The sequence below is a fragment of the Streptomyces sp. AMJ-169 genome, assembly GCF_055597585.1.
Map to the genome: position 1 here is coordinate 78,262 of NZ_JBVLTJ010000018.1, position 25,143 is coordinate 103,404.

19 protein-coding genes and 1 other RNA gene are annotated in these 25,143 nt (G+C 70.7%); 11 read left to right on the plus strand and 9 right to left on the minus strand.

Translation table 11 applies throughout. The features are described 5' to 3' along the window. The first annotated feature begins 6 nt into the window (after positions 1-6). The 6 genes from ACYUD3_RS33720 to ACYUD3_RS33745 all read left to right on the plus strand — a co-directional run bounded on the left by ACYUD3_RS33720 (position 7) and on the right by ACYUD3_RS33745 (position 6,809). Positions 7-195 (plus strand): hypothetical protein, encoded by a 189-nt coding sequence (locus tag ACYUD3_RS33720; protein ID WP_470978588.1) that lies wholly within the window; start codon positions 7-9, stop codon positions 193-195. Between the two features lie 261 nt (positions 196-456). Further along, positions 457-1,758, plus strand: a complete 1,302-nt coding sequence (locus tag ACYUD3_RS33725; RefSeq protein WP_470978591.1) for an ABC transporter substrate-binding protein — start codon at positions 457-459, stop codon at positions 1,756-1,758. Next, a complete protein-coding gene (locus ACYUD3_RS33730; protein WP_470978594.1) occupies positions 1,755-2,723 on the plus strand; it encodes a carbohydrate ABC transporter permease in 969 nt (322 codons plus the stop codon). The genes ACYUD3_RS33725 and ACYUD3_RS33730 overlap by 4 nt, the downstream gene beginning before the upstream one ends. Beyond that, positions 2,720-3,544, plus strand: coding sequence for a carbohydrate ABC transporter permease (locus tag ACYUD3_RS33735; protein ID WP_470978597.1), 825 nt, complete (start codon positions 2,720-2,722; stop codon positions 3,542-3,544). The genes ACYUD3_RS33730 and ACYUD3_RS33735 overlap by 4 nt, the downstream gene beginning before the upstream one ends. An 11-nt stretch (positions 3,545-3,555) precedes the next feature. Continuing rightward, positions 3,556-5,808, plus strand: a complete 2,253-nt coding sequence (gene yicI, locus ACYUD3_RS33740; RefSeq protein WP_470978600.1) for an alpha-xylosidase — start codon at positions 3,556-3,558, stop codon at positions 5,806-5,808. Continuing rightward, positions 5,808-6,809 (plus strand): LacI family DNA-binding transcriptional regulator, encoded by a 1,002-nt coding sequence (locus ACYUD3_RS33745; RefSeq protein ID WP_470978603.1) that lies wholly within the window; start codon positions 5,808-5,810, stop codon positions 6,807-6,809. The genes yicI and ACYUD3_RS33745 overlap by 1 nt, the downstream gene beginning before the upstream one ends. 147 nt (positions 6,810-6,956) lie before the next feature. On the opposite strand, the gene ssrA is transcribed toward ACYUD3_RS33745, so the two are convergent. The 5 genes from ssrA to ftsE all read right to left on the minus strand — a co-directional run bounded on the left by ssrA (position 6,957) and on the right by ftsE (position 10,974). Beyond that, positions 6,957-7,362, minus strand: a transfer-messenger RNA (tmRNA) gene (gene ssrA / locus ACYUD3_RS33750). A 93-nt stretch (positions 7,363-7,455) separates the two neighbouring features. Continuing rightward, positions 7,456-7,998: an SsrA-binding protein SmpB gene (gene smpB, locus ACYUD3_RS33755; protein ID WP_470978738.1), complete on the minus strand. Its 543-nt coding sequence runs from the start codon at positions 7,996-7,998 to the stop codon at positions 7,456-7,458. A gap of 96 nt (positions 7,999-8,094) precedes the next feature. Further along, a complete protein-coding gene (locus tag ACYUD3_RS33760) occupies positions 8,095-9,246 on the minus strand; it encodes a S41 family peptidase (protein ID WP_470978606.1) in 1,152 nt (383 codons plus the stop codon). Between the two features lie 89 nt (positions 9,247-9,335). Further along, the gene (gene ftsX / locus ACYUD3_RS33765; protein WP_470978609.1) at positions 9,336-10,253 is read right to left on the minus strand and encodes a permease-like cell division protein FtsX; all 918 of its coding nucleotides are present in this window, start codon (positions 10,251-10,253) and stop codon (positions 9,336-9,338) included. Positions 10,254-10,284: 31 nt separating this feature from the next. Then, positions 10,285-10,974 carry a cell division ATP-binding protein FtsE gene (gene ftsE, locus ACYUD3_RS33770; protein ID WP_187749347.1) on the minus strand — a complete coding sequence of 230 codons (690 nt, stop codon included), beginning with the start codon at positions 10,972-10,974 and terminating at the stop codon, positions 10,285-10,287. Positions 10,975-11,227: 253 nt separating this feature from the next. On the opposite strand from ftsE, the gene ACYUD3_RS33775 reads away from it, so the two are divergent. Further along, entirely contained in the window at positions 11,228-11,422 is a 195-nt protein-coding gene (locus tag ACYUD3_RS33775; RefSeq protein WP_470978613.1) for a hypothetical protein, read from the plus strand. A gap of 82 nt (positions 11,423-11,504) precedes the next feature. Here the strand turns inward: ACYUD3_RS33775 and ACYUD3_RS33780 are convergent, their stop codons facing one another. The 4 genes from ACYUD3_RS33780 to ACYUD3_RS33795 all read right to left on the minus strand — a co-directional run bounded on the left by ACYUD3_RS33780 (position 11,505) and on the right by ACYUD3_RS33795 (position 17,271). Further along, positions 11,505-12,527 carry a hypothetical protein gene (locus tag ACYUD3_RS33780; RefSeq protein ID WP_470978616.1) on the minus strand — a complete coding sequence of 341 codons (1,023 nt, stop codon included), beginning with the start codon at positions 12,525-12,527 and terminating at the stop codon, positions 11,505-11,507. 357 nt (positions 12,528-12,884) lie between these two features. Continuing rightward, positions 12,885-13,991, minus strand: coding sequence for a peptide chain release factor 2 (gene prfB, locus ACYUD3_RS33785; protein ID WP_470978619.1), 1,107 nt, complete (start codon positions 13,989-13,991; stop codon positions 12,885-12,887). A gap of 125 nt (positions 13,992-14,116) precedes the next feature. Further along, positions 14,117-15,355 (minus strand): serine/threonine-protein kinase, encoded by a 1,239-nt coding sequence (locus ACYUD3_RS33790; protein ID WP_470978622.1) that lies wholly within the window; start codon positions 15,353-15,355, stop codon positions 14,117-14,119. 200 nt (positions 15,356-15,555) lie between these two features. Next, the gene (locus ACYUD3_RS33795; RefSeq protein WP_470978625.1) at positions 15,556-17,271 is read right to left on the minus strand and encodes a serine/threonine-protein kinase; all 1,716 of its coding nucleotides are present in this window, start codon (positions 17,269-17,271) and stop codon (positions 15,556-15,558) included. A gap of 428 nt (positions 17,272-17,699) precedes the next feature. Here ACYUD3_RS33795 and ACYUD3_RS33800 point away from each other — a divergent pair, with 428 nt between their 5' ends. The 4 genes from ACYUD3_RS33800 to ACYUD3_RS33815 all read left to right on the plus strand — a co-directional run bounded on the left by ACYUD3_RS33800 (position 17,700) and on the right by ACYUD3_RS33815 (position 25,070). Continuing rightward, a complete protein-coding gene (locus tag ACYUD3_RS33800; RefSeq protein ID WP_470978741.1) occupies positions 17,700-21,263 on the plus strand; it encodes an FHA domain-containing protein in 3,564 nt (1,187 codons plus the stop codon). 232 nt (positions 21,264-21,495) lie between these two features. Continuing rightward, entirely contained in the window at positions 21,496-22,860 is a 1,365-nt protein-coding gene (locus tag ACYUD3_RS33805) for an ABC transporter substrate-binding protein (protein WP_470978627.1), read from the plus strand. Positions 22,861-22,929: 69 nt separating this feature from the next. Continuing rightward, positions 22,930-24,210 (plus strand): carbohydrate ABC transporter permease, encoded by a 1,281-nt coding sequence (locus ACYUD3_RS33810; RefSeq protein ID WP_470978630.1) that lies wholly within the window; start codon positions 22,930-22,932, stop codon positions 24,208-24,210. Next, the gene (locus ACYUD3_RS33815; RefSeq protein ID WP_470978633.1) at positions 24,207-25,070 is read left to right on the plus strand and encodes a carbohydrate ABC transporter permease; all 864 of its coding nucleotides are present in this window, start codon (positions 24,207-24,209) and stop codon (positions 25,068-25,070) included. The genes ACYUD3_RS33810 and ACYUD3_RS33815 overlap by 4 nt, the downstream gene beginning before the upstream one ends. Positions 25,071-25,143: the final 73 nt, after the last annotated feature.

Genomic DNA, 25,143 nt, shown 5'->3' on the forward strand with positions numbered 1-25,143 from the left:
ACCCACATGCCGAATCCCGAGCAGCAACAGAACCTCCTCTACACCGTCACCGCCGACACCCTGGTGATCGCCGACTTCGGCCCACGCCGAACGCCACGAGACCCGACCCGCCGCACCCCGCCCCTCCGGACGACCGCCCTCCTCGCCCTGGCGATCTCCGCGGCACGCAAGGCGGTCCGACGCCAAGCCCCTTAAGCGACAAGGCCGTTCGACAGCAAGACCGTTCGATGACAAGGAAGCCCCAGGCCCCCAGCCTCCACCCCACCGCACCCCACCGCACCCCCGCCCAGTCGAATCGCTTCCCCCAATCCCCGCCACCCCCATTGACGCACTCTCCCGCACCGCCTACGTTCCTGCGTCGAAGCGCTTCGACGTCACGCATCGAATCGATTCGACCACGATCCGCGTGACGCCGGCACGGCCCGAAGTACCAGCCGACTCCCGCGGAGGCACTGGATGTTGACGGCAAGACGGCGTGCGACGACAGCAGCGGCGGCGGTGATCGGCGCCGCCGCCCTGCTGCTCACCTCCTGCGGCGGCGGGGGCAGCGGCGGCACCTCCGACGCGAAGACCCTGCGCCTGTGGCACTACGAGGCCCCCAACAGCGCGATGGGCGAGGCCTGGACGGAGGCCATCAAGGAGTTCGAGAACCAACACCCGGGCGTGAAGGTGAAGTTCGAGGAGAAGAGCTTCGAGCAGATCCAGAAGACGGCCCCGATGGTCCTCAACTCCTCGGACGCGCCTGACCTGATGGAGTACAACAAGGGCAACGCGACAGCGGGCCTGCTCTCCAAACAGGGCCTCCTCACCGACCTCACCGCCGAGGCCGCCAAACGCGGCTGGGACAAACTCCTCAGCCCAGCCGTCCGCACCACCAGCCAGTACGACACCAACGGCGTGATGGGCAGCGGCCATTGGTACGGCGTCCCGAACTACGCCGAGTTCACGATGCTCTACCTCAACAAGGACCTCTTCAAGAAGTACGGCGTCCAGGAACCCACCACTTTCCCCCAACTCACCGCCGCCCTACAGAAGTTCAAGGACGCCGGGATCACCCCGCTGGCGAACGCCGGTGCCGAGTACGTCGCCCACCAGTACTTCTACCAGCTCGCCCTCTCCAAGGCCGACCGCGCCTGGGTCGACTCCTACGAGCTGTACAAGGGCAAGGTGGATTTCCATGACGCGGCCTGGACGTACGCCGCCGACACCTTCGCCGACTGGGTCAAGAAGGGCTACCTGGCGAAGAGTTCGAGCGGCGCCACCGCCGAACAGGCCGGTGTCTCCTTCCTCCAGGGCAGGTCACCGATCCTGTTCTCCGGCAGCTGGTGGTACGGCCGCTTCCAGTCCGAGGCCAAGTTCGCCTGGGGCACGGCACTTTGGCCCGACTCGAAGCTGACGCTCGGCTCGGGCGGCAACCTGTGGGTCGTACCGAAGAGCGCGAAGAACAAGCAACTCGCCTACGACTTCATCGGCATCACCATGTCGAAGAAGATCCAGAACCTGCTCGGCGACAAGGGCGGCGTCCCCGTCGCGGCCGACCCGGCGGCGATCACCGACCCCAAGTCCAAGCAGCTCACCACCGATTTCAACACCCTCAGCAGCCGCGACGGCCTGGCCTTCTACCCCGACTGGCCGGTCCCCGGCTTCTACGACGTCCTGGTCTCCGAGACCCAGAAACTCCTCACCGGCAGCGGCACCCCGGACGCGTACCTCGACGCGCTCCAGGACGCGTACGACAAGGGCAAGCCGTCCTCATGACGGCCCAGGCCCCCACCCCCACCCCGGCCCCCGGCCGCCCCCGCATCCGCCGCCCCACCCGCACGGCCCCCTCCCCCGACCTCCCCTACGCCCTCTTCCTCCTCCCCGGCGTCCTCGCCTTCCTCGCCGTCATCGTCGTCCCGTTCCTCATGAACACCGGTGTGAGCTTCACCAGTTGGCAGGGCGTCGGCTCCCCCAAGTGGTCCGGGCTCGCCAACTACCGTGAGCTGCTGGACGATTCGGCGTTCTGGGAGTCCTTCCGGCACAGCCTCTTCATGGTCGCCGCGATGGCCGTGGTCCCGACCTGCCTCGGACTCGTCCTGGCCGCCGCCCTGTTCGACTACGTCGGCAAGCACTTCGGCAGCCGGATCACCGCCGTCCTGCGCGCCTGCTTCTACCTCCCGCAGATCCTCCCGATCGCCGTCGCCGGCATCGTCTGGAGCTGGATCCTCGCCCCGGACGACGGCTCCCTCAACGCCCTCCTCAAAGCCATAGGTCTGGGCGGCTGGCGCCAAGACTGGCTCGGTGACCCGGACTTCGCGCTCTACAGCGTCATGGGCGTCATGGTGTGGGTCCAACTCGGCTTCCCGCTCGTGGTGTTCATGGCCGGCCTCGAACGCGTCGACCCCCAGCTGTACGAGGCCGCCGAGCTGGACGGGGCCGGCTGGTGGCGCCGGTTCTGGCACATCACGCTGCCGCAGATCCGGCCGGAGATCTACGTGGTGCTGACGTGGTGCACGATCGCCGCGCTGAAGGTGTTCGGCGCGGTGTACGTCCTCACCAAGGGCGGCCCCGGCGGCGCGACCGGCGTCCCGTCGTACTTCTCCTTCGCCACGTTCTTCGAGAAGACCCAGGTCGGCTACGGCGCCGCGATCTCGACCGTCCTCACGGTCATCATCCTCGCGCTGTCCCTGATCGCGCTGCGGCTCCAGGGCCGGAGCGAGGAGGAGGAGACACGCGCATGAGGAATTTCCTGAAACGCTCCCCCGTCCTCCTCGCCCTCTGCCTGGCCGCCCTCTTCATGGTCGTCCCGTTCCTCATCGTCGCCATAAACGCGGTCAAGTCCCCCACGGAGTACTCCCAGAACGGCCCCCTCAGCCTCCCCGACGGCCTCTACCTGGACGGTCTGAAGGACTTCTGGACCCGCGTCGACTACACGCAAAAACTCGTCAACTCCACCCTGATCAGCGGCTCGGTGGCCCTCCTCGCCGTCGCCCTGTCCGTCCTGAACGCGTACGCGATCGGCATCGGCCGTATCAAGGGCCGCACTTGGATCCTCGCGTTCTTCGTCCTCGCCAACATGCTCCCGCAGGAGGCCCTGGTCTACCCCGTCTACTACCTGAGCAAGCAACTCGGCCTGTACGACACGAGGTTGAGCGTGGTCATCGTATTCACCGTGATCCAGGCGGCGTTCGGGACGTATCTGCTGTCCGCCGTGCTCGGCCGGTTCCCGCGCGAGGTGATCGAGGCCGCGCGGATCGACGGCGCCGGCCGGTGGCAGGTGCTGTGGCGGATCGTCGTACCGATGAGCCGGCCGACGCTCGGTGTGCTCGCGGTGTTCTTCTTCATCTGGACGTGGAACGAGTTCCTGCTGCCGCTGGTGATGCTGATCTCCAACGACAACCAGACCGTCTCCGTCGCGCTCGGCGTGCTCCAGGGCCAGCGGCTGATGGACGCCACGATGACCAACGCGGCAGCCCTGCTAGGGGTGTTGCCGGCTCTCGTCTTCTTCCTCGTCTTCCAGCGCACGCTCACCCGCGGTATCGCCGTGGGTGCCGTCAAGTAAGGACCTCCCACGTGAAGTTCACCGATGGTTACTGGCTGCTGCGCGAGGGTGTCACCGCGGCCCACCCGGCCGAGGCCCTGGACGTCACCGACGCCGGGGACACGCTGGAGATCCACGCGCCGACCCACCCCGTCCGCCACCGCGGCGACCTGCTGAAGGGACCGGTCGTGACGCTCACCGCCCACGCGCCCCTCCCCGACGTCATCGGCGTCACCTTCGCCCACTTCCGGGGGGAGCAGCCACAGAAACCCCAATTCGAGCTGACGACAAAGGAGTTCAGCCCGCACATCGGCTACGACACCGACCAGGCCACCCTCACCTCGGGCGAACTGTCGCTCAGAATCTCCCGCACCGGCCCCTGGCAGCTCGACTTCCGCGCCCACGGCCGCTCGCTCACCACCAGCGGCCCCAAGGGCATGGGCATCATGCGCGACACCACGACCGGCGCCCACTACCTGCGCGAGCAACTCGGCCTGAACGTCGGCACATCGGTGTACGGCCTCGGCGAACGCTTCGGCCCGCTCGTCAAGAACGGCCAGGTGGTGGACATCTGGAACGCCGACGGCGGCACGACCACCGAACAGGCCTACAAGAACACGCCGTTCTACCTCACCGACGCCGGCTACGGCGTCTTCGTCGACCACCCCGGCAAGGTCTCCTTCGAGGTCGGCTCCGAATCCGTCTCCCGGGTCCAATTCAGCGTGGAGGCCCAGGAGTTGACGTACTACGTCATCTACGGCCCCACCCCGAAGGACATCCTGCGCAAGTACACGGCCCTCACCGGCCGCCCGGCGCTGCCGCCCGCCTGGTCGTTCGGGCTGTGGCTGTCCACGTCGTTCACCACGTCCTACGACGAGGAGACCGTCACCGGCTTCATCGAAGGTATGCGCGAGCGTGAACTCCCGCTCTCCGTCTTCCACTTCGACTGCTTCTGGATGCGCGAGTTCCACTGGTGCGACTTCGAGTGGGACCCGCGCGTCTTCCCCGACCCCGAGGGCATGCTGGCCCGGCTCAAGGCGAAGGGCCTGCGCATCAGCGCCTGGATCAACCCCTACATCGCCCAGCGCTCCCCGCTGTTCACCGAGGGCAAGGAGCTCGGCCACCTCCTCAAGCGCCCCGACGGCAGCGTCTGGCAGTGGGACCTGTGGCAACCCGGCATGGCCCTGGTCGACTTCACCAGCCCCGCCGCCCGCGACTGGTACGCCGCCAAACTCGAAAAGCTCCTCGCGCAGGGCGTCGACTGCTTCAAGACCGACTTCGGCGAACGCGTCCCCACCGACGTCGTCTGGGCGGACGGCTCCGACCCGGAGCGGATGCACAACTACTACAGCTACCTCTACAACCGCACGGTCTTCGAGCTGCTGCGCAAACACCGGGGCGAGGCAGAGGCCGTCGTCTTCGCCCGCTCGGCCACAACAGGCAGCCAGAAGTACCCCGTTCACTGGGGCGGCGACTGCGAGTCGACGTACGAGGCGATGGCCGAGTCGCTGCGCGGCGGACTCTCCCTGGGCCTGTCCGGCTTCGGCTACTGGAGCCACGACATCGGCGGCTTCGAGGGCACCCCCACCCCGGCCCTCTTCAAACGCTGGCTCGCCTTCGGCCTGTTGTCCTCCCACAGCCGCCTGCACGGCTCCTCGTCGTACCGCGTCCCCTGGCTCTTCGACGACGAATCGGTGGACGTACTGAGGCTGTTCACCCGCCTCAAGCTCCGCCTCATGCCCTACCTGTACGAGGCCGCGCGCGTCGCCCACGAGGAGGGCGTCCCCATGATGCGCGCGATGGTCCTGGAGTTCCCCGACGACCCCGGCTGCGCCCACCTCGACCGCCAGTACATGCTGGGCCCCGACCTGCTCGTCGCCCCGGTCTTCAGCGACGACGGCGACGTCAAGTACTACGTCCCCGAAGGGACTTGGACCCACTACATCACCGGCCGCACCGTCACCGGGCCGCGCTGGGTGCGCGAGACCCACGGCTTCCTCAGCCTCCCCCTGCTGGTGCGCGCCGGCGCCGTCCTGCCCGTCGGCGCCCACGCCGACCGCCCCGACTACCACCACGCCGACGGCGTCACCCTGCGCGCCTACCGCCTCGAACGCGGCGCCCAAGTCACCGTACGGGTGGGGGAGGTGACGTACACGGTCGTCCGCGTCGGGGACACCCTGCGCGCCTCCGCGAGCGACCCCTCGGCGCCCTGGGCGCTCGCCGCCGGTGACCGGATCGCCCGCGCGGACGCCGGGACCGGTTTCCTCACGGTGGAGATCTGCTGATGGTGAAGATCACCGACGTGGCCCGGCGCGCCGGCGTCTCCCCCAGCACCGTGTCGTACGCGCTCAGCGGCAAGCGCCCCATCTCCGAGCAGACCCGGCAGCGGGTCCAGGACGCCATCCGCGACCTCGGCTACCGCCCGCACGCCGGCGCCCGCGCGCTCGCCAGCAGCCGCTCCAACGTCCTCGCCCTGATGACCCCGTTACGCACCGGCATCGACGTCCCCGTCGTCATGCAGTTCGTCGTCTCCGTCGTCACCGCCGCCCGCCGGCACGACCACGACGTCCTCCTCCTCACCCAGGAGGAGGGCGAGGAGGGCCTACGCCGCGTCGCGGACACGGCACTTGTCGACGCGCTGCTCCTCATGGACGTCCAACTCCACGACGACCGGCTGCCGTTGCTGCGCGGCCTGGACCGGCCGACGGTGATGATCGGCTTCCCCCTCGACTCCGCCGGGCTCACCTGCATCGACCTCGACTTCCGCGCGGCGGGCGCGGCCTGCGTCGAGCATCTCGCCCAACTCGGCCACAGAGTGATCGCGTTGGTGGGCTCGCCGCCGGAGGTGTACGTGCGCGGCACCGCGTTCGCCCAGCGCGTGGTCCAGGGTTTCACCGCCGCCGCCGACCGCGCCGGGCTCGCCTCCGCCGTCCATCCCTGCGAGGCGAGCCCGGCCGGCGCCCGCCGGGTCGCGGAACGGCTCCTGCACGAGCAGCCGGCGCTCACCGGGGTCGTCGTCCACAACGAAGCCGTCCTCGAACCGCTCGTCGACGCCTTCCGCGCACTCGGGCTGCGGGTGCCCGGCGATCTCTCGGTCACCGCGATCTGCCCGTCCGAACTGGGCGAACGGCTCGGGATCACCTCCGTCGAGCTGCCGTCGGCGCGGCTCGGTACGCAGGCCGTGGAACTGCTGATGCTGAAACTCGCGGGGGACTCCGTACCGGAGGCGACCTTACTGGCGCCGACGCTGACCCGGCGGGCGAGTACAGCACCCCGGCCGGCCTAGAAAGACGCGTAAATGACAAAAGCCCCGCTGCCGGTAAGCAGCGGGGCTCTCGCCCACATGGGATGAGGGGGTCTGGGGGTCATGCCCCCAGAAATGGTACGAGGTGGCCTGCGCTCGCGCTTTTTGCGAGCGCAGGCCACCTCCATCTCGTGGAGATGGCGGGAATCGAACCCGCGTCCAACGGTGTGGAATCAGGACTTCTCCGTGTGCAGTTCGCTGTGCTTTTCTCGGCCCCGGCAATCACGCGAACAAGTCGCCGACGGGCCCAGTCACTGTTTGGTTTCCCTCTTCACCCCGTGACCGGGATGGAGGTTTAGTCCCCTAGCTGATGCCAGGATCCGGGTCGGGAACAGCCCCGGGCTGACACTCCCTTAAGTAAGGAGCACTTTCCTCGTTATCTGAAATCAGGCAGCGAGGGCGAAGTGCTGAGCCTTGGGAGAATCGCTCTTAACAGTGGCGATTATTTTTTTCGGCCTGTGGTTTACGAGATCATGGCCGCTTTCTCGACACGCTTCTCCTGCTTCGACATCCGCTGTCGAAACCGATCATCCCCATGTTGTTTTTTCAAAGACACGCCTTCTGTGAGGCGCTGATGCCATCGTACGTGACCAACGCGCACACATGCCACCACATTCCCGCGCGGAACCTACTGCCCCCGCTGCCGCCGCCTCGCCGCGGAGATCGCCCGGTCCGCCTCCCGCCGGTCCTGCTGCTCGCGCAGGGTCTGCCGCTTGTCGTACTCCTTCTTGCCGCGCGCGAGCGCGATCTCCGCCTTGGCCCGGCCGTCCTTGAAGTAGAGGGCGAGCGGCACGATGGTGTGCCCCGTCTCCTCCGCCTTGACGGCCAGCTTGTCGATCTCCTCGCGGTGCAGCAGCAGCTTGCGCTTGCGGCGCGCGGAGTGGTTGGTCCAGCTGCCCTGGTGGTACTCGGGGATGTGCGCGTTGTGCAGCCACGCCTCGCCCCGGTCGATCTGGACGAAGCCGTCGGCCAGCGACGTCCGCCCCTCGCGCAGCGACTTCACCTCGGTGCCGGTCAGGACCAGCCCCGCCTCGTAGGTGTCGATGATCGCGTAGTCGTGACGCGCCTTCTTGTTCTGGGCGACGATCTTGCGCTTGCCGCCCTTCTCCCCGTCCCGGCTCTTGCCGCCCCCAGTGCCCTGCTTGGGCTGGGACTCCTTCGGTACGTACATTCCCTTGCTCATAGTCCCGCCATTTTCGCACCCGGCGGGGTCAGGAGGGAAAGCCGTTTCCCTGAGCCACCCCTGAAAACACCCTGACGACGACCCCTACTCCACATCCCCCATGCCGCTCAGCACCGTCTCCGCCCGCTCCAGGACCCGCTCCCCCGCCGCCTCCAGGTCCGGCGTGATGCCCACCCCGTCCACCGCGTGCCCGGCCGGCGTCCGGTAGTGCCCCACCGTCAGCTCGGCGACCGACCCGTCCGGGAGCGTCGTAGGCATCTGCACGGACCCCTTGCCGAAGGTCCGTGTCCCCACGACCACCGCGCGCCCCCGGTCCTGGAGGGCGCCGGTGAGGAGTTCGGCCGCGCTCATCGTGCCGCCGTCGACGAGCGCGACCAGGGGTCTGGTGGTGTCGCCCCCGGAGGCCGCGTGCAGGGACCGCTCGCGGCCGTCGACGTCGTACGTCGCGACCAGCCCGCCGTCGAGGAACACGGAGGCCACCGCCACGGCCTCGGCCACGAACCCGCCGGAGTTCCCGCGCAGATCGAGGACGATCCCGCCCCCGGCACCCCGCACGGCGTCCCGCACCGACCGCCCGACCCCGCGCGTGAAGGCGGCGATCCGTACGACGGTCACCCCGCGCGCGGTGTGCTCGACGCCCACGGAGTCGGTGGACAGCTTGGCGCGCCGCAGGGTCTCGTCCCACGCGCGCGTGCCGCGCTCCAGACCGAGCCGTACGGCCGTGCCGACGGCCGCGTCGGTCGCCTCGCCGCGCAGCAGGGAGACGACGTCGGTGACCGGGAGGCCGTTCACGGGCTGTCCGTCGATGCTGCGCAACCGGTCGCCCGCCTTGATGCCGGCGGCTGCGGCGGGCGAGCCCGCGCGCACGTAGGACACCTCGATCCCGCCGTCGCGCTCCCGCTCGGCCCAGAGGCCGACGCCGGTGTACTCGCCGTCCAGGGACCGCGCGAACTCCTCGTACTCGTCCGGGGAGTAGACGGCCGCCCAGCGGTCTCCGCTGCGGCTGACGGCCCGTTCGGCGGCCTCCATGGGGGACTTGCCCTGGGCCAGCGCCTCGGCGGCGGCCTCGGCGACCTCGTGGCGGGCGCCGACCGGGCGGGCGCTCCCGCCGCCCTCGCCCCGGGGCAGCGATCCGGTGGCCGCGCCCGCAACGAGGACGCTCGCGAACACCAAGGTCAGGGCGGCCCCGCGCGCCACGCGGCGGGACTGACAGTAAGGGTCGGCGGGGCCAGACATGGCCGCGAGTCTAGGACAACGGCCAAGGGCCGCACGGGAACTTGCCCGTACGGCCCTCGGGGCGTGCGTCACATCAAGGGGTACTCGCGTCACACCTTCAGGTACTTGCGCAGCGCGAAGAAAGCGGCAAGGGCGGGCATCAGCAGACTGGTCGCGAGGATCAGCGGGAGCTTGGTCAGCACGGCGTCCCAGCCGATGAAGTTGATCAGGTTCAGCTTCTCCGACAGCGCCAGGCCGTGGTCGATGATGAAGTACCGCGCGACGACGAGGAACCCGCACGCGACGGTGCCGCCGATGAGCCCGGCGACCGCCGCCTCCGCGATGAACGGCGCCTGGATGTAGAAGCCCGAGGCGCCGACCAGGCGCATGATCCCGGTCTCGCGCCGCCGGCTGAACGCCGAGACGCGCACAGTGTTGACGATCAGCATCAGGGCGACGACCAGCATCAGCGCCATCACCGCGCGGGCGGCCCAGTTCATGCCGTTGAGCAGCCCGAAGAGGTTGTCCAGGATGCCCTTCTGGTCCTGCACGGACTGCACACCGTCCCGCCCGTCGAAGGCGGTCGCGATGACCTGGTACTTCTCCGGGTCCTTCAGCTTGATCCGGTACGACTCCTGCATCTGGTCCGGGGTGAGCGAACTGGCCAGCGGGGAGTCGCCGAACTGCTCCTTGTAGTGCTTGTACGCCTCGTCCTGCGACTCGTACGTGACCCGCTCGACCACCGACATCTTGTCGAGGTCGGACTTGATCTGCTTCTTCTGGTCGTCGGTCACCGCGCCCTTGGCGCAGTTGGGGTCCGACTCGGCGTCGCTCTTGTTGCAGAGGAAGATCGAGACGTTGACCTTGTCGTACCAGTAGCCCTTCATGGTGCTGACCTGGTCGCTCATCAGCAGCGAGCCGCCGAACAGGGCCAGGGAGAGGGCTACGGAGACGATGACCGCGAACGTCATCGTCAGATTGCGACGGAGACCGACACCGATCTCGGAGAGTACGAACTGGGCACGCATGGCGTGTACTTGGGGCCTTTCCGGGGACGGATCAGTGCTGGTAGCCGTAGACGCCGCGGGCCTGGTCGCGGACGAGACGGCCCTTCTCCAGCTCGATGACGCGCTTGCGCATCTGGTCGACGATGTTCTGGTCGTGCGTCGCCATGATGACGGTCGTACCGGTGCGGTTGATCCGGTCAAGCAGCTTCATGATGCCGACCGAGGTCTGCGGGTCGAGGTTGCCGGTCGGCTCGTCGGCGATCAGCAGCTTGGGGCGGTTGACGAAGGCCCGCGCGATGGCGACGCGCTGCTGCTCACCACCGGAGAGCTCACCGGGCCTGCGGTCCTCCTTGCCGCCGAGCCCGACCAGGTCGAGGACCTGCGGCACCGACTTGCGGATCTCGCCCTTGGACTTGCCGATCACCTCCTGCGCGAAGGCGACGTTCTCGGCGACCGTCTTGTTCGGCAGCAGCCGGAAGTCCTGGAAGACGGTGCCCAGTTGGCGGCGCATCTGCGGCACCTTCCAGTTGGACAGCCGGGCGAGGTCCTTGCCCAGGACATGCACCTGACCATGGCTACAGCGCTCCTCGCGCAGGATCAGCCGCAGGAAAGTGGACTTGCCGGACCCGGAGGACCCGACGAGGAAGACGAACTCGCCCTTCTCCACCTCCAGGGAGACATCCCTGAGGGCGGGGTGGGTCTGCTTGGGGTAGACCTTGGAGACGTTGTCGAATCGGATCACGGGTGCACCACGGGTAGCCGGGGGTAGATGAGCGTGACCATACGCGACCCGGGTACGGGGGCGCAGGCACGGGACGGACTTCCTGGGGTCTTGTGTCCATTTGTGCGGCGAGTACGACGCCCAGGGCCCCCTCGGGCCCCCTTCCCGGGCGTTCCGGCGCACCCTTGCGGGGAACCTGGCACAGTGGAGTGGGAACGTTCGCGTTCCCGTGGACGTTATGAGGTACAGGAACCGGTGCGAGGAGGGCGAGCGCATGACGTACGACCGGTTGGTGTGCGCGAACTGCGCGGCGCCCGTGAGCGAGGGCCGGTGCCCTGTGTGCCGGGCGAACCGCGAGCGGTTGCAGCAGGAGAGCGGGAACTGGGGCGGCCTGAATCCGATGGCGCTGATCGGGCTGCTGGCGGTGCTGATCGCGGCGTTCGCGCTGCTGGCGCATCAGACCGCGTGAGAGTTCGGTCACGGAGCGTAGTTTTTTGGTAAGGGAAGAGGCCCGGAGCCGGCTGCTCCGGGCCTCTTCGCTGTCGTTCGGGTCAGGCCGCGGTCGCGCCGCGGCCCTCGACCAGACGCGGGAGGAAGCGGAAGCCGATGCCGCCCGCGATCATCGTGGCAGCGCCGATGATCATGAAGGAGGTCTCGCCGGCACCCGTCTCGGCCAGCTCCTGGCCGTTGCCCTGGGCGGAGGTGCCCGAGGTCGAGGAGGAGCCGGTGTCGGTCAGGGCGGAGCTGCCCTGCTCCTGGGTGGAGTTGTCGTTGCCGTTGGGCGCGGTGCCGCCGGTGGAGCTGTCGCCGCCGGTGCTGGACGAGCCGCCGGTGGAGCTGTCGCCGCCGGTGCTGGACGAGCCGCCGGTGGAGGAGCTGCCGCCGGTGCTGCTGGAACCGCCGGTGGAGGACGAGCCGCCGGTCGACGAGGAGCCGCCCGTGCTGCTCGAACCGCCGGTGGAGGAGCCGCCGGTGCTGGAGGAGCCGCCAGTCGAGCTGGAGCCGCCCGTGGAGGACTCGCCGCCCGTGCTGGAGGAGCCGCCCGTGGAGGAGGACCCGCCGGTGCTGGACGAGCCACCGGTGGAGGACGAGCCGCCCGTGCTGCTGGAACCGCCCGTGGAGGAGTCGCCGCCGCCGATCAGGCCGCCGTCGGACTCGCCGCCGGTGCTGGAGGAGCCGCCGGTGGTCGTGGAGCCGCCCGTGCTGGAGCTGCCGCCGGTCGAGGTGGAGCCGCCGGTGGAGGACTCGCCGCCGGTCGAGGACTCGCCGCCCGTGGTGGAGGAGCCGCCGGTGCTGCTGGAACCACCGGAGGACTCGTCGCCGCCGGTGCTGGAGCCGCCGGTGGACGAGCCGCCGGAGGACTCGGTGCCGCCCGACTCGCAGATGACGATGAGGTCGCAGCCACCGCTGCCCCCACCGTTCTCGTTGCCCTCGGTCGCGGTGGCGACGGAGGTGTCCGTGAGGTTGCTCGTGCCGGTGGCGGAGGCGACACCGGCCACCGTCAGCGAGGCACCCGCGGCGATCACGGCGCCGGCGGCGATCCGCGCGACGCGTATCCGCGTCTTCTTGGTCATGTGGTTGCTACCCCCAGTAGCTGATCGTCGAAGAGGCCGCGCCAAGGACAGTGATCGACGGGGGCGGCCAGAGCTGACGCGTATGTCCCCCGGTTCACATGCGCCCCAAAGACACGCGTGCCACCGTGCACCCTTCCCACTTTTCAAAGCAACGTCAAGGCTGTTGCGTACGCAATGTCCGGTGCGCGCGCTATGCGGGGCGGGGAAGCGTGTGAGTGTGATGTAAAACCCAGACATCGGGGGTGTGATCGGGCGGACGGCCGGACAAGGGGCCGACGGCAAAAGGCAACCCCCCTCAGGCGCGGGCGAGATGACCTCGCCGGCGAGGGGGGTTGCCTTGTCGACAAACCAACAGGCTTACTTCTCCTGCTGCTTGCGCCAGCGAATGCCGGCCTCCAGGAAGCCGTCGATCTCCCCGTTGAAGACGGCCTCGGGGTTGCCGACCTCGTAGTCGGTCCGCAGGTCCTTGACCATCTGGTAGGGGTGCAGGACGTACGACCGCATCTGGTTGCCCCAGGAGTTGCCGCCGTCACCCTTGAGGGCGTCCATCCGGGCCTGCTCCTCCTGGCGGCGGCGCTCGAGGAGCTTGGCCTGGAGGACGTTCATGGCGGTCGCCTTGTTCTGGATCTGCGAGCGCTCGTTCTGGCAGGAGACGACGATGCCGGTGGGGAGGTGGGTGAGGCGCACCGCGGAGTCGGTGGTGTTGACGCCCTGTCCGCCGGGCCCGGAGGAGCGGTAGACGTCCACCCGCAGCTCGGACTCGTCGATCTCGATGTGATCGGTCTGCTCGACGACGGGGAGGACCTCGACACCGGCGAACGACGTCTGGCGGCGCCCCTGGTTGTCGAAGGGCGAGATCCGCACGAGCCGGTGCGTGCCCTGCTCGACGGAGAGCGTCCCGTAGGCGTACGGCACCTGGACCGCGAACGTCGTCGACTTGATGCCGGCCTCTTCGGCGTACGACGTCTCGATCAGCTCGGTCTTGTAGCCCTTCTGCTCGGCCCACCGCAGGTACATCCGCTGGAGCTTCTCCGCGAAGTCGGCGGCGTCGACGCCACCGGCCTCCGCGCGGATGTTGACGAGGGCCTCGCGGGAGTCGTACTCACCGGAGAGGAGGGTGCGGACCTCCATCTCGTCGAGGGCCTTGCGGACGGCCGTCAGCTCGTTCTCGGCCTCCGCGCGGGTGTCGGGGTCGTCCTCCTCCTCGGCCATCTCGAAGAGAACACTGAGGTCGTCGATCCGCCCCCGCAAGGTGTCCGCCTTGCGGACCTCCGCCTGGAGGTGGGACAGCTTGCTGGTGATCTTCTGCGCCTCGTCCGGGTTGTCCCACAACGACGGCGCCGCCGCCTGCTCCTCGAGCACGGCGATGTCAGCCCTCAACCTGTCCAGGTCCAGAACGGCCTCGATCGACTCCATGGTCGAGGAGAGGGACTTCAGCTCTTCGGATACATCGACGACTGCCACCCCCCCAGCGTAACGGCAACCACTGACAGGGGGTCCCGCGCAGGGGTGGATGAGGATCCGGAGGGCCCCCGGGGCAATGGGCACCTGCCCCGCCTCCCCGGGTCGGTGTCCGTCGGCGGCGCCCCTCAGGGAGCCGCCGGAGACGTGTTCGACTGTGGGGAGTTCGGTGGGGTGTCCGTCGTTGTCGAGAGCCAGGCTCCCAGGGCCGCCGCCACCGCCACCGTCAGGGCCGCCGCCGTCAGGGCTATGCGGCGGCGGCGCGTGGTGGTGCGGTTGCGGGCCGAGCCGGGGCGGGGGGAGCCGGGGGTGCGGGGGACCCTGGCCGTGCCGTGGGCGCCGCCGGCCAGCTCGTCCTCCGCGGGGACCCGCATCGAGGTGTGGGTGTCCCTGTTGGAGTCCGGTTTCGCGCCGGGGACCAGGGGGACCGCTCCCCGGCGCACACCGGACTTGCCCCGCGGTTCGTGGTCCTCGCGGTCCTGGGGCTCCTCGGGGTGGTCCGGGAGCTCCGTCTCGGGCTCGTCGACGTCCAGGGGGGGCATGCCCGAGAGGGACGGGAGGAGTTCCCTGAGGCGGGCGGCGAGTTCCGAGGCGCGCAGGCGGGACGCCGGGGCCTTGGCGAGGCACTGGACGAGGAGCTGCCAGAGCTCGTCGGGGATGCCCGGGAGGGGCGCCACGGCCTCCGTGACGTGCCGGCGCAGGACCGCCCCGGGGTGACCGCCGCCGAAAGGTGTGAAGCCCGCCAGAAGCTCGTACAGGACCGTCGCGAGGGCGTAGATGTCGACCGACGCGCGCGGGGGGAGGCCTTCGACGATCTCGGGGGCCAGATAGTCCGGCGTACCGATGATCTTCGTGGCCTTGGTCCGCTTCGGCGTGTCGATCAGCTTGGCCACGCCGAAGTCGGTCAGCAGCGCGCGGTGCGAGCCGCCGGGCCCGAGCGGGCCCTGCATGTCGAGGAGGACGTTCTCGGGCTTGACGTCCCGGTGCACGACCCCCGCCGCGTGGGCGGCGGCCAGCCCCTCGGCGACGTCCGCGACGATCGACACCGCCGCCTCGGGCGCGAGCCTGCGGTCCCGGTCCAGCCGGGTGCGCAGATCGGTGCCCCGTACGAGGTCCATGACCAGCGCGAGGTCGTTCCCGTCGACCACGAGGTCGCGCACGGACACCACGTTGGGGTGGTCGAGCCCGAGCAGCGCCGTCCGTTCCTGGACGAACCGGCCCACCAGCTCCTCGTCCGAGGACAGGTCCTCACGCAATAGCTTGATCGCGACAGGCCCCTCGGGCCCCTCACCCAGCCACACTGTCCCGGCGCTGCCCCGCCCCAGGATCTGGTGAGCGGTGTACCGGCTGCCGATCTTCCGTGCCAAGAGTGCTCCTACCGACGCGCGTTGCAGCTAAAAGTACGCGTCCGAGGATCCAACCTTCACAGCGGAGCCGGAAATCACCCGGCAGGTGTCGACAAATCCCCAGAGTCGACGCCCAGTTGACTGCGTAGTCATGTCAACGCAGTCATGTCAGCGCTGTCATGACTACGCGGACATGTCTGCGCAGTCATGACTACGCAGTCCTAATTCCCGAACGCCCCGGTGATCGAGTGGAACCAGTCGGTCAGCTGCTGCCAGTAGCCCTTGCCGTCCCCGATCCACTGCTGGAGCGGGGAGAACTCCCAGATGAGCCAGCCGGCGATGAAAAGGATGACGATCGTGAAGAGGCATCCCTTGAGGCAGCCGAGTCCCGGGATGCGCATCGGGTTGGCGCTGCGCTGCCGGGGCTCGCGGGGCTCACGGGGAGCGCGCGGCTCCGGCTCGGGCGCGGGCGCGTACCGCTGCGGCTGCGGGGCCTGCGGGGGCGGCGCGTACTGGGGCTGCTGAGGCTGCTGTTGATAGCCGTAGCCCTGCGGCTGCTGCTGGCCGTACGGGGGCTGTGGCGGCGGCTGGTGCTGCGGCTGGTGGGGCTGCTGCTGGGGGCGGGCGACCTGCCGCTGCGGGCGGCGGCGCAAGGGGTCCTCGCCGGGGTCGAGGTACTGGATCTGCGTCTGCTCGTTGCGGTCCCGCGCGGCGCGCAGCTGCGTCTGCCAGGGGTGCGGCTCCTGGGGTCCGCCCTGGGCACCGGGCCCGCCCTGCTGGTGCGGCGGCACGGGCGGCAGGACGGCCGTCGGGTCGGCGGCGCCCTGCGGGCCGCCGGTCTGCGGGAGCACGGCGGTCGGATCGGCGGCGCCCGCGGGCTGCGGCGCACCGGTGTGCGCTCCGGCGTACGAGCCGCTGTGCGCGCCGGTCTGCGGGAGCACGCTGGTGGCGGCGGCCGGGTCGTACACGCCCCCGTAGGCGCCCTGCACGCCCTGTGCGCCCTCCGCCCCGGGGACGGCCGTCGGCGCCGGATCGGGCGCCAGCAGGTGGACGACGCCCTCGGCGGCGGCGATCTGCATGGAGTTGGCGTGGACGCCGACGCCCTCGGCGACGACCCGCAACGCGCGCGCGAGGCTGACGGCGCTGGGCCGTTCGTCGGGGCTCTTGCGCAGGCAGCGCTCGATGACCGTCCACAGGGGCTCGGGGACGGTGGAGGGGCGGCGCGGTTCGGCGCTGAGGTGCTGGTGGAGCACTTCGAGGGCGCTGCCGCCGCCGAACGGGGGGCGCCCGGTGACGAGTTCGTACAGCAGGATGCCGGCGCCGTAGACGTCCACGGCGGAGGTCTGCGGGCGGCCCTCGGCGGACTCGGGGGCGACGTACGCGGGGGTGCCGACGAACTCGCTGGTGCGGGTCAGCCCCGGGGAGTCCGCGAGCCGCGCGATGCCGAAGTCGGTCAGCAGGGGGTGCATCTGGCCGTCGTGCTGGCTCAGGAGCACGTTGGCGGGCTTGAGGTCGCGGTGGACGACGCCGTCGGCGTGGCTGGCGGCGAGGGCGTCGGCGATCTGCGCGGTCAGCAGGGAGGCCGCGACGGGCATCAGGGGGCCGTTCTCGCGCAGGTAGCGGTGCAGGTCGGGGCCGTCGACGAGGTCCATGACGAGGGCGAGCAGATCGCCCTCGACGACCAGGTCGCGGATCTGGACGATGTTCGGGTGGGTCAGCCGCAGCAGGGCGGAGCGCTCGCGCAGGAACCGCATCACGACGTCCGGGTCGCTCGCGAGCTCCTCCTTGAGGACCTTGATCGCGACGGTCTCCCCGGGCTGGCCCGGCACGGCTGCCTCGGCCCCGGCGGTCTCCCGCTGGCGGGCACGCCACACGGTGCCGGTGGCGCCGCGTCCGAGCGGCTCCTCCAGCAAGTACTTGCTGCCGACTGGCCGCACGTCACGCGCTCCCTGCTGATGTCCGTCACCCTGTCCCGCCCCACTGTAGTGCGGGGTCCCTGGGACGGGCCTGTCGTCCGTCTGTGGTCGTCGAGTGGCTTCTACGGGGCCTTACGTACCCCTTCCCGCGCACGTTCGACGGCAAGAGCACGCAATCGCCCCACGATTCATCGGAAAGACGCATCCGCCGGTCCGGTGGTTGCCGTTTCCGAAACGTGACGGATCTCAAGTGATCGCTCGCGGGACATCCGTCAGGCACTTTTACGGGCAGAGCCGACCAATCAAGATCACTTGGCGGCGGACGGGGCCCGGGCTGTCGGTGGCAGGTGCGAGGATGCCTTTCAGTACTGGCCGGGTTACTGGCCGACGTGCTCGCGCGGAGCTTGGGGGAAGGCCCGCGCCCGGTGCAGAAGGGACCGCTGACGGCGATGCAGATCCGGCTGACCGTCGTAGACCCGCAGGGGCCGCCCTCCGAGGCGCGGGCCCCCTTCGCGAGCCGCGACGTGCTGGTGACGGCCCCGGCGGGTACGGCCCTGTCGGCGGTGGCCCCCGCGCTGTCCTCGGCGGTCACGGGGGAGCCCGCCGGAAGCGGGGCGGTCGTCCTGTACGCCGGTGAGCAGCGCTTGGACGCCACCCGCGCGGTGCTCGGCGAACCCCCGCTGACCGACGGCGCGATCCTCTCCCTGGGCGGCCCCGCGGCCCCCGAGCCGCATCCCGAGATCGACGACGCCCCCGCGCGGCTGCACGTGGTGGCGGGCCCCGACGCCGGCGGCGTCCACCTCCTGCACGGCGGCGAGATCCGCATCGGCCGCTCCACCGACGCCGAGGTCCCCCTGGACGACCCGGACGTCTCCCGCCTGCACTGCGCGGTCACCCTCACGCCCGACGGCCGCGTCACCGTCGCCGACCTCGGCTCCACCAACGGCACCGCCCTCGACGGCACCCGCGTGGGCGAGCGCGCGGTGCGTTTCCCTCTGGGAGCGCTCCTGCGCATCGGCGAGTCGGCCCTGCGCCTGGCCGCCCCCGGCGGTGACGCCGCGCGCGCGGAGACCACCCCCGACGGCGAGGGCCACATCCGCGTGGCCCCCCACGCGCGCGTGCCCGACGGCAGGACCACCCACGCGTACGGCGCCGTCGACTGGCCCGAACAGCCCGTCCCGGTGCCACCGCCGCACGCGGACGACGACACCCACGGCAGCGGCACCCGCCTGGCCCCTCCCACGGACCTGACGGGCCGCAAGCGCGGCGGCCTCTCCGCGTGGGCCCGCCGGCTGGCCGGAGGCCGCACCGCCCAGGAGCAGGACGCGTACGACGACCCGGCGCGCGAAGCCGACGACGTGCCCTCGGCCGCGGCCCTGCCCGGCCCCGACGTCTGGCCCGACCCGGCCGCGCTGCTGCTGACCGCGCTCGGCCCCGGCCCCCGCCTGTGGGAGCGCGGCCCGGGCCACCCGGAGACCCTGACGGTCCGTCTCGCCACCGCCGACCGGCCCGCGCCCGACGGCTCCGGCCTGCTGCCCGCCGTGCCGGTCACGACGGGCCTGCGCGAGGCCGGCGCCCTGGGCCTGGCCGGCCCGCGCCCGCGCCTGTCGGGCCTGACCCGCGCGGTGCTGGCCCAGCTGGTCGCGCTGCACTCCCCCGACACCCTGGACGTCGTCCTCCTCAGCACCGACCCCGGCCGCGCGCTCGCCGAGCGCACCGCCGAGTGGTCCTGGCTGGGCTGGCTGCCGCATGTGCGGCCCGCGCGCGGGCAGGACTGCCGGTTGCTGCTGGCGTACGACCAGGAGCAGGCGATGGCCCGCGTGGAGGAGCTGCTGCGCAGGGTCGAGGAGGAGACCGCGGGGGTTCCGGCCCAGCGCGGGTACCGGAGTGCGGGCGGCCCCGGTGTTCCCGTTCCGGGCCAGACCCGGGGTGCCGCGCCGGCGCGTACGGGCGCTCCCGGCCAGCACGCCGCCGCGCCGGACGCCGACGGGGCGGACGGGTTCGGCATGGCGGGGCACCCGACGCCCATGTCCTCCGAGCAGGCCCCGCAGCGCCCTTCCTGGGCGCGTCCCGAAGACGGGTCCGGGTTCGCCGGGCCGTACACGCTGCTGATCGTCGACGGCGACCCGGGCGCGCCCGCGTTGCGGGAGGCGCTGCGCAGGCTGGCGCGCGGGGGGCCGGCGGTCGGGGTGCATGTGCTGGTGCTGGCGGAGACCGACGCGGGCGCGCTGGCGCTGCCGGTGGCGCAGGCGTACGAGGCGGCCTGTGCGGTGGCGCCGGTGTTCCGTGAGTGCGGGGCGGCCGGGCTGCTGACGGGGGACGTCGCGACGGTGCTGCGGCTGGTGCGGGTCGCGCCGGGCGGGGCGGGTCCCGTCGGGCAGGGCACCACGGGCGCGGTGGACGCCGTCTCCGCGGCCTGGGCCGAACGGTTCGCGCGGGCGCTGGCTCCGCTGCGGCCCGAGGGGGCCGGGGGCGGGGGCGAGAAGCACGCGCGCGTGTCGGTGCCGTTGCCGCAGTCCGCGCGGCTGCTGGACGAGTTGGGGCTGGCCCGGGCCACCCCGGCCTCGCTGATGGCCCGCTGGGCGGACGCCGACGACGACGCGGGCGCGAGCGGCGGGCGGGCGTGGGTCGTGCTGGGCGCGGGGCCGCGCGGCGCCGTGACCGTGGATCTGGCCGCCGACGGGCCGCACCTGCTGATCGAGGGACCCTCCGGCAGCGGTCGTACGGAGCTGCTGCGCGCGGTCGTCGCGTCGCTGGCCGCCGCCGAGCGGCCCGACCGGCTGAGCGTGGTCCTCATGGACGGCCGCGACAGCGTCGGCAAGGGGGCCGAGGCGCCCGGCGACGGACTGCGCGTGTGCACCGACCTGCCGCACGTCACGACCCACCTCACCGCCAACGACCCCGTCCGTATGCGGGAGTTCGCCCAGTCCCTGACCGCCGAGCTGAAACGCCGCGCGGAGCTCCTGGGCCGCACCGACTTCACCGACTGGCACCGCCGGCACACGGTGTCGGGCCAGCTGATCGCCCAGCGGGGCACCACGCGCGCGGGGACGCCGGTCCAGGCGGCGACCTCGGGGGACCGGGTGACGGCGGGGGCGGGCCGGCAAGGAGCGACCGTCACCGGGGCGTCGTCCCAGGGCGGCGCCCGCGCGGGTGTGCCGGGTCAGTCCCCCGCGCGCGGGGGTTCTCCGGACGCCGGCTGGCAGAACACCTCAGGCCAATCCCCCACGCGCGCGGGCTCCCCGGACGCCGGCCGGCAAAGCACCCCTTCCGCGCGCGCGGGTTCCTCGGCGGACGCCGGCTGGCAGAGCACCACCGGCCAGCCCTCCCCCCGCACCGGCCCCCCCGCCTCCCCGCGCGCAGGCATCCCGCCCCAGAACCCCAACCCCCGCCCCACCCCCATCACCGACGGCGCCGCCGACCTGGACGCGCCGCCCAGTACGACCATCCGTCTGCGCCCCGGCGCCGCCAAGTCCCGTCAGCCGGTGGCCCCGACCGCCCCCCTCCCCCGCCTGATCGTCGTCGTCGACGACCTGGACGCCCTGCTGTCCCCGGCGCTCGGCTCGCCGGGGCGGCCCTCGGCGGGTTCCGTGATGCGCGCGCTGGAGGCGGTCGCCCGTGAGGGTGAGCGGCTCGGGGTACACCTCGTGGCGGCGGCCGGCCCTGACGGTCGTACGGGTGAGTCGGAGACCGCGCGGCGGGCGGGGCTGAGGATCGCCCTGGAGGCGCCTGGGACGGCCGCGGACGACCCCGTGCCGGGCCGGGGCCGGGTCGCGGGCCCTGACGGGCGTACGACGCCGTTCCAGGGCGGCAGGGTCACCGGGCGCATCCCGCGTACGGCGACGCTGCGGCCGACCGTCACGCCGCTGGAGTGGCAGCGCATGGGCGATCCGCCGGCCCGGCGCCAGGTGCGCGAACTGGGCAACGGGCCGACCGACCTGGCGCTGCTGGCGAGCGCGCTGGAGCGGGCCGCGCGGGAGGTCGCGGCGGCCGAGGTACCGCCCCTCCTGTGACCGGCCCCGCCGAACCCCCGGTGACCGGCCCCCGCCGAACCTCCCTGCGACCGCCCCGACAGCCCGCCCCCGATCCCCATCACCCCCACCCACCCCCCTTCACCACTCCTCCACAACCCTCCGTCACAACGCGATCACGATCGTGCGCTTGACGGCACACGCGCCCTTGCCGTCGCCAACTGCCCGGCACTAGACCCGTAGTTCACAGGGACGACAACGGAACGAGGCAGGGATGCGGAGCTCGGGCAGGACCGCGAAGACGGCAGCCGCGACGGTCCTCGCGGGAGCGTTGACGCTCTCGCTCACCTCCTGCGGCGGCAGCGGCGACAACAGTGGCGGCGCGAAGGCGAGCAGCGGCGGAACCAGTGAAAGCGGGCTGAAACTCCCCCGGTTGAACGGCACCAGCCTGGAGGTCGCCGCCGTCTGGACCGGCGCCGAGCAGGACAACTTCAAGAAGGTGCTGGCGGAGTTCGAGAAGCGGACCGGCGCGAAGGTGACGTTCGTACCGGCCCAGGACCCGATCGTGAACTTCCTCGGCTCGAAGATCGCGGGCGGCCAGCCGCCGGATGTCGCGATGCTGCCGCAGCCGGGCGCGATCAAGCAGGCGGTCGACAAGGGCTGGGCGAAGCCGGTGACCGGGGACGCCCTGAAGGAGGTGCGGAAGAACTACTCCCAGGGCTGGCAGGACATCGGCAAGGTCAACGGCAAGCAGTACGGCGTCTATTACAAGGCCGCCAACAAGTCGCTGGTCTGGTACAACGCGAAGGTCTTCGCGAACGCGGGCGCGACCGTGCCGACGACTTGGGCCCAGCTCATGTCCACCGCGCAGACGATCTACGACTCGGGCGTGACGCCGTTCTCCATCCCGGGCGCCGACGGCTGGCCGCTGACCGACTGGTTCGAGAACGTCTACCTCTCGCAGGCGGGGCCCGAGAAGTACGACCAGCTGACCAAGCACACGATCAAGTGGACCGACCCGTCGGTGACGCAGGCGCTGAAGACGCTCGCGCAGATCTGGGGCAAGCCCGACCTCATGGCGGGCGGCACGAACGGCACGCTGCAACTCCAGTTCCCCAACTCCGTGACGCAGACCTTCACCGGCGGCGACCAGCCGAAGGCCGCGATGGTGTACGAGGGCGACTTCGTGCAGGTCAACATCGCGCAGACGAAGGCGAAGATCGGCACGGACGCGAAGGTGTTCCCGTTCCCGAAGGTCGGCGACACGGTGCCCGTCGTCTCCGGCGGTGACGCGGCCGTCATCTTCAAGGACTCCCCCGGCGCCCAGGCCCTCGCGCAGTTCCTGGCCTCGCCGGACGCGGCAACTATCCAGGCGAAGCTGGGGGGTTACCTCTCGCCGAACAAGAACGTGGACTTCTCGGCGTACCCGAACGACGTGCAGCGCACCATCGCCGAGGGGCTGATCAAGGCCGGGGACGACTTCCGCTTCGACATGTCCGACCAGGCGCCGCAGGCGTTCGGCGGCACCCCGGGCAAGGGCGAGTGGAAGGACCTCCAGGACTTCCTGCGCAACCCCTCCGACGTGGCGGGCGCGCAGGCGAAACTGGAAGCGGACGCCGCCGCGGCGTACGGGAACTGACCGGGTATGTCGGCCACTTCGGCGAACGCTAAGGCGACGGCACGGAAAAAACCGCCCCGCCGGAAGAGCGTGACGGGCACCAGGAAGACGGTCGCGTTCCTCTTCCTGCTGCCCGCCCTGGTCCTGCTCGGCGCGCTCCTGCTCTACCCGATCGGGTACTCGCTCGTGCGCAGCCTCTACGACCAGTCCGGCCACTCCTTCACGGGAGTTGACAACTACAAGGCGCTCTTCAAGGACGACGGCATCCGAACGGCCCTGAAGAACAACGTCATTTGGGTCGTGTTCGCCCCCACCCTCACCACCGCCATCGGCCTGGTCTTCGCGGTGCTGACCGAACGGGTGCGCTGGGGAACGGCGTTCAAGCTGGTCGTCTTCATGCCGATGGCGATCTCGATGCTGGCCGCCGGGATCATCTTCCGTCTGGTGTACGACCAGGACCCGGACAAGGGCGTCGCGAACGCGGTCGTCGTCGCCGTCCACGACACGTTCGCGCAGTCCTCCGCCTTCCCCAGCGCGCACCCGGGCCGCGCGTCGCCGCTGACCGCGCAGGGCGGCGGGTTCCTCACCAAGTCACCGGTGCACGTGGGGAGTTCGGTGCTGCTGCCGCTGGTCGGCGTCGCCCCCGACAAGATGCCGAAGGACGCGCGGCAGGCGGCGGCGAAGGCTCCGGAGGCGGACCGGGTCACCGGTGTCACCTGGCAGGACTTCACCCGTGGCAAGGGCGTCGGCCGGCTCGGGCAGCCCGATCCGGGCGAGCTGGGGTACGCCGGGATGCGCGTCGAGGCGGTGAGGGACGGCCGTGTCGTCGCGTCCGCGAAAGCGGCGGCCGACGGAAGTTTCAGCCTCCCCGCCACCGCCGACGGCGCTCAACTCCGGCTCCCGGCGAGCAACTTCACCGAACCGTACAACGGCCTGAACTGGCTGGGCCCTTCGCTGGTGACGCCGTCGATCATCGGGGCGTACATCTGGATGTGGGCCGGGTTCGCGATGGTCCTGATTGCCGCCGGACTCGCCAGTGTGCCAAGGGAGTTGATGGAGGCGGCCCGGGTGGACGGGGCGAACGAGTGGCAGGTGTTCCGGCGGATCACCGTACCGATGCTCGCGCCCGTCCTCGCCGTCGTCGCCGTCACCCTGATGATCAACGTACTGAAGGTGTTCGACCTGGTGTTCATCATCGCCCCGGGCTCCTCGCAGGCCGACGCGGACGTCCTCGCGCTGGAGCTGTACCGCAAGGGCTTCTCCGAGGACCAGCCGGGCATCGCGAGCGCCATCTCGGTGCTTCTGCTGCTGCTCGTGATCCCGGTGATGTGGTTCAACATCCGGCGGCTGCGGCAGGAGGTGCGCCGGTGAGGGCGGACGGTACGGCGGTGCTCAAGTCCCTTGTGGAGAAGGTCAACAGCGGCGTCGTACGCGTCGTGCTCGTCGTCGTCGGGCTGTTCTGGCTGGTGCCGACGGTCGGGCTGCTGCTGTCGTCGCTGCGCTCGCCGGAGGAGACGAACGCGAGCGGCTGGTGGAAGGTGTTCACCGCGCCCTCGCAGCTGACGGTGCGCAGTTACACCAAGCTGCTGGAGAACGGGGACATCACCCACTCGATCCTCAACACCGTGCTGATCACCGTTCCCGCGACGCTCCTTGTCGTGGTGATCGGGGCGCTCGCCGGGTACGCGTTCGCGTGGATGGAGTTCCCCGGGCGGGACTGGTGGTTCCTCGGCGTCGTCGGGCTGCTCGTCGTGCCCGTGCAGGTGGCGCTCATCCCGATCGCCGAACTCTTCGGGAAAATAGGGCTGTTCGGGTCCATCTTCGGGGTGGTGCTGTTCCACACCGGGTTCGGGCTGCCGTTCGCGGTGTTCCTGCTGCGCAACTTCTTCGCGGAGATCCCGCGCGAACTGCTGGAGGCCGCGCGGCTCGACGGCGCGGGTGAACTCCGGCTGTTCACCCGGGTCGTGCTGCCCCTCGGCGGGCCCGCGATCGCGAGCCTGGGCATCTTCCAGTTCCTGTGGGTGTGGAACGACATGCTGATCGCGCTGGTCTTCACCAACGCCGACAGCCAGCCGATCACGGTCGCGCTCCAGACCCAGGTACGCCAGTTCGGCAACAACATCGACGTCCTCGCGCCCGGCGCGTTCATCTCCATGGTGATCCCGCTGGCCGTGTTCTTCGCGTTCCAGCGGCAGTTCGTGTCGGGGGTGATGGCGGGGGCGGTGAAATAGGGGTTTTTCCGGGGCCGTCCCCCACGGGTTTTCCCGGGACGGTCCCCCAGATGCCGTAACCCAGCGTGACCAA